The sequence below is a fragment of the Oligoflexus sp. genome (assembly GCF_035638955.1).
Taxonomy (GTDB): domain Bacteria; phylum Bdellovibrionota_B; class Oligoflexia; order Oligoflexales; family Oligoflexaceae; genus Oligoflexus.
The window spans coordinates 1-4,422 of sequence record NZ_DASQYZ010000405.1; the positions used below are offsets into that span (position 1 = coordinate 1).

At 50.3% G+C, this 4,422-nt stretch carries 4 protein-coding genes and 1 pseudogene; 2 read left to right on the forward strand and 3 right to left on the reverse strand.

The window, feature by feature from the left end:
* Positions 1–872, forward strand: an 872-nt coding sequence (gene tnpC / locus VE954_RS34775; RefSeq protein WP_324961754.1) for an IS66 family transposase, incomplete at its 5' end; no start/stop codon positions are given.
* On the opposite strand, the gene VE954_RS34780 is transcribed toward tnpC, so the two are convergent.
* Positions 862–1,218 carry a transposase gene (locus VE954_RS34780; RefSeq protein WP_324961756.1) on the reverse strand — a complete coding sequence of 119 codons (357 nt, stop codon included), beginning with the start codon at positions 1,216–1,218 and terminating at the stop codon, positions 862–864. The genes tnpC and VE954_RS34780 overlap by 11 nt on opposite strands.
* Positions 1,219–1,297: 79 nt before the next feature.
* Here VE954_RS34780 and VE954_RS34785 point away from each other — a divergent pair.
* A pseudogene (locus tag VE954_RS34785) lies at positions 1,298–1,522 on the forward strand (DDE-type integrase/transposase/recombinase); the annotation flags it as partial.
* Positions 1,523–1,725: 203 nt separating this feature from the next.
* Here VE954_RS34785 and VE954_RS34790 read toward each other — a convergent pair.
* Both VE954_RS34790 and VE954_RS34795 read right to left on the reverse strand, forming a co-directional pair.
* Positions 1,726–2,673: a hypothetical protein gene (locus tag VE954_RS34790; RefSeq protein WP_324961758.1), complete on the reverse strand. Its 948-nt coding sequence runs from the start codon at positions 2,671–2,673 to the stop codon at positions 1,726–1,728.
* 489 nt (positions 2,674–3,162) lie between these two features.
* A complete protein-coding gene (locus VE954_RS34795; RefSeq protein WP_324961761.1) occupies positions 3,163–4,098 on the reverse strand; it encodes a hypothetical protein in 936 nt (311 codons plus the stop codon).
* Positions 4,099–4,422: the final 324 nt, after the last annotated feature.

Consider the following 4,422-nt stretch of genomic DNA (forward strand, 5'->3'; position numbering starts at 1 on the left):
CCGAACATCTAATGAAGCTTTTGGAGGAAATCCCGGCCATCATTCGCTCGGAGATTCACGCAGGCAGGCATATTCACATCGACGAAAGTCCCATGGACATTCTAAACCCAAAAACCAAAGGCTATGTCTGGTCAATCAGCAATCAGATGGGCGCCTACTATCAATATGAAACGACCAGAAGCGGCAGGGTCGCGAGGGAAATGCTTTCGGGATACACCGGCGTGATCATGGCTGATGCTTACAGCGGCTATGAGTTTCTGGAAAAGGAAGCGCAAGTAACTCTTGCGCTCTGCCTATCGCATGTTAGAAGAAATTTTTATGATGCCAGGGAAAGCTATCCCAAAGCTGAAGAAATGCTCGACCTCATCGAAGAGCTCTATAGACTTGAACATACAGCTGCGGACTTTGTTCAATTGCGGAAGGTCAGATTGGAAGAATCAAAGCCAATCGTCGAACGTATGCAGCAGTGGATGCTTGGACAGAGCGGTCGATACCTCGTAAACTCCACAATTGGCAAGGCAATATCCTATGCCACCGATAATTGGGATCGGCTGATTCGCTTTCTTGATAACCCTGACATTCCCATCGACAACAATGCAGGCGGGCGTTCCCAGAGAAGACCAGTCATGGGAAGAAACAATTTTCTGGGATTCAGGACCATCAATGGAGCCGATACTGCAATGTTCTTCTATACAATAATCGCCAGCTGCAAGCTCATTGGCATCAGCCCCAAAGGCTATATGGCGACCATGGCCATGCGCGCATTGAAAGGTGAAAAATTGATTTCACCCTATAAGTTTGGCCTCGAAATCGAAGCTTCCATCAAAGAACGCCTGGCTTTGGAGATGCCGCAAATGCCGTTTAGCAATTGAAATCGAGCCTGACTCCGTTCGGGAGATAAAGCTTCATGGGTTCGCCAGCAGTAACCAATCGCTGGAGCGGAACCTCTTGCCCGCCCATGATTTTTGCTGCTATGAAATCTTCCTGCTGAGGAGCCGCTTTGTGCACGCCTTCAACGAGATCGGTCGAAATCCATTTGGAAAGAGCCGTTGACGATACCCCAAGAGTGCTTCTCACAGCGGTCATTGTATAGCCGTTCAAGCGAATTGAAGCTGTTACCGCTTTTCGGAGTTCCTTGGAATAGCGGCGCGATCGTGGGTTGGAGTTTTTTCTTTGAAGCTCGCTTTGGAATTTTACTTTGATTTCGTCAAGGGTCATGGAAATGCTCCGTTAAAAATTTTGCGGAACATAGCTTGAAAGATTTGCTGCCGCAAGAACGGGGCTTGCGACTCACTTACGATGGTTCTGGGCTGAGATGGCCATCAAGGTCAAGGGAAAGCTCAAATGGCTCTATCGGGCCGTGGACGGTGATGGCGATACGATCGACTTTCTATTGTCGGCAAAGCGGGATCAGAAGGCGGCCATGAGGTTTTTGAAAAAGGCCGTCCGTCAGCATGGTGTCCCGGGAAAGATCAATACAGATAAGTCGGGGGCAAACGCCGCCGGCCTCAAGGCTTTCAATCACTGACATTGAGCTCCGGCATGCTGGGTCAGTCGACGGCGGCTCAGGTGAAATGTATATCTTTGCACGACCCAGCTTACGAAGGGTGATGCCCGGTACATCAGCGGCTTCGGCCCAGAGGCGGGGGCTACTACAGCCCCTACTCAACCGACACTGATGCGCACGGTTCGACGAGTACAGCAAAGCCTGACTTGGAGAGTGAATTAGAATAGTGGCTTGAGATAAGTGTGAGCATCGATATAAGCCTCGAGACCCCAAACACTCTTCGTGATAGTACAACCGAGAGCTCCTCCCTTAACGTTATAAATGAGCCCCTTCATGTTGTTGAAGTTATCGTCAAACCGGAACTCGTAGTCCATTGGCCTGGTGCAAAAAGCGCCATTGGAACGGCTTCTTAATGCGGGATAACCATAAAACTGTCGAAGTCCACTGATAACAGATTCATTACCCCAGATGTCTTGACAGAACCAGTCATCAAAGCCATCCTGGTTGATATCAAAAATTAACAACGCAGATCCCGCATATGAGCACCATCCTCCTGTGTCTGCATCAGTGTGACGCCATGGCACAACAACACTTTCCTTTCTATTCCAGGTGGAATTGGGAACACTAAAGTAGATCATGCTTTTGCAAATAGATTCTGGTGTGCTTGGTGGACACAAACCGTTCCATCCAAAAGCTGTCCAAGGCGGCGAACCCCCTTGCGAATTGGGGGATACATATGAACCATTAAAAATGGAGGCTACGGTGCAGGGGTTCGTGCGAGTGGACCACAATGGATTGCTGGCACTATCATAGAGGACAAGGTTGCAATCATCTTGCAAGACTAAGACATTTCCAGTGTAGGTAGCAGTCGTAAATGTTACATGTTGACCTTGATAGGCAACGAGATTTCCATCCCCTTGCAGGAATAATATACTTGGTGGTGCAGGAATGGTGCTCCAAAGGGGTATCTCTTTGTGATAGAGAACAAGACTGCCATCCGTTTGATTTACAAGCGTCGTACGTCCATCAGACGACACAAGCTGCTCACCAGGAAGTAGTGACTCGTTCATTAACAGGACATCGCTTCGCTGACCTTTGGCAAATGCTTCAGAGTGAGAAAGTCCTAATAAAAAAGCCATAGAAAGTACGCTAATTCGAATTTTCATTTCCGTCTCCATTCAAACTAAAATTTATTGCTTTCTGAATTTCCAGTCCTCTCCGGTGATTGCATAATTCTGAAGCACTGCTTCAACATAGCGAGCTCCACCATTCCGAGGAAGCCTAAGGCCAGCTTATCATATCGAGTTTCGATTCAGCGTGATTCTTTCATCCAACCCAACGTTGTTCGATGATATTGCGATTTCGGTAAACTGCTTTTTCAAATCTTGCTCGCCTGTCCTGCTGATTGGATTGCCTCCGCTGGTAAAAGCATTGCCGTTAACCATCATCGATGACGAAACCATGTTTTTCCACTCTGAGCACGCTATCAGGCAAGCAAGCTTTCGACCATCGACGCTAAACGCATCATCGCTTTGACCCCTCGCAATAGACCCTAGTAGCCGGGTTCGCAGACCATCAAATGAAACGGATCACCCCCGACCAGCTCGTCAAAACGATTCTCAAACAAGTCGCCCGCTGACGCCCTTCGCGAAGCTTCAAGGCTTTGTTGCGAACATCATGGCGTTGATGTCGCGGGTTGGCACACCGTTCGCCGTATTGATTGGGAGGTTGTTGATTAAAACTCCGTTTGTTGGAATTCCTTGTCGGGCGTAATCCAAAGCGCCGTAGAAGCGAGACGAGTCGTCCATATCAAACGCGCTCGTCAACTGTCTTCCGTTGAAAGAGAATCCACCCGACTCCTGGATCTGATTGCCATAAATGCTGAAGCCGAAGGCGCCGTACACGCCTAGGCCCTGCCGGGCACGGAGAATGGTATTGCCGCGAACGTTTCCCCCTGCGCCATTGATCATCGCGAGCTGTGTGCTTCCACCGTTCTGTGTGCCGTTACTGAACTCGAGCCAATACCAAATATAGGGACCGATATTGAGGCCGATCCCACACATAAGGTTGCAGTTGATCGTGTTGGCCTCGACGTTGATTCCCTGCATGTCGCTGTTCGCGCTGATGTCGAAGTTGTCGAGCATCAAACCTGCGAACGCGAAGTTGGTGTTGGATTCGATGTAGTTATTCACGATCTGCCCGCCCGCTGCTCCAGCAACGATCAAATTGATATCGGAGTTGTCGCGAAAAACGCTGGACTGGATGCGGACCCTAGGGCCCGACACGACTGTGAGCCCATCGGCCCATTCGCCGAAATTTGGAGCCTTGTTCAGGCCATTGCCGTTGCCCTGAAAAAGCGTATGGTCGAAGAGTCCGTCCGCACCGCTAAAGATGAACCCGGAAGCGGCCACCGCATTGACGGAGACCATGCCAGTGAAGCTGCAAGAGTTGCAGTTTTGTACGATGACGTTCGACTGCTCGTTCCGTCGCGACGTCTTCCCGAAATTGTCGTTCCAATAAGCGGAGCGGCCTCCAGCACGTCGCACGTCGATGTTTCCGTCGAAGACCACCGACTCGATCTTGAAGCCCACGCTCGGTTGCTCCCATGAGACGTCGACTTGAAGAAGTGGACCCGCAAGATTGTAGTGGGATGCGCGCAAAATTGCGCACCCGCTCGAGCCATCTGGCGCGCAATAGCGGTGGGCAGGGCGATTCTCGAAGCCTCTCGTCGCAAGCATGACCCCACTTATCGGTGGGATTCGAACGTTGGAGTGAAGCGTGTAAATTCCGGGATCGATCAAAGCATTTGCGGCGGTGAATCTGAGACAGACCGACAGTGTAGGCCCAAAATCCCGATCAGGCGTCACGCCCCAGGAGCAAACGTTCGTTTGAGTCCGATAAGGTGCCGGATCGAA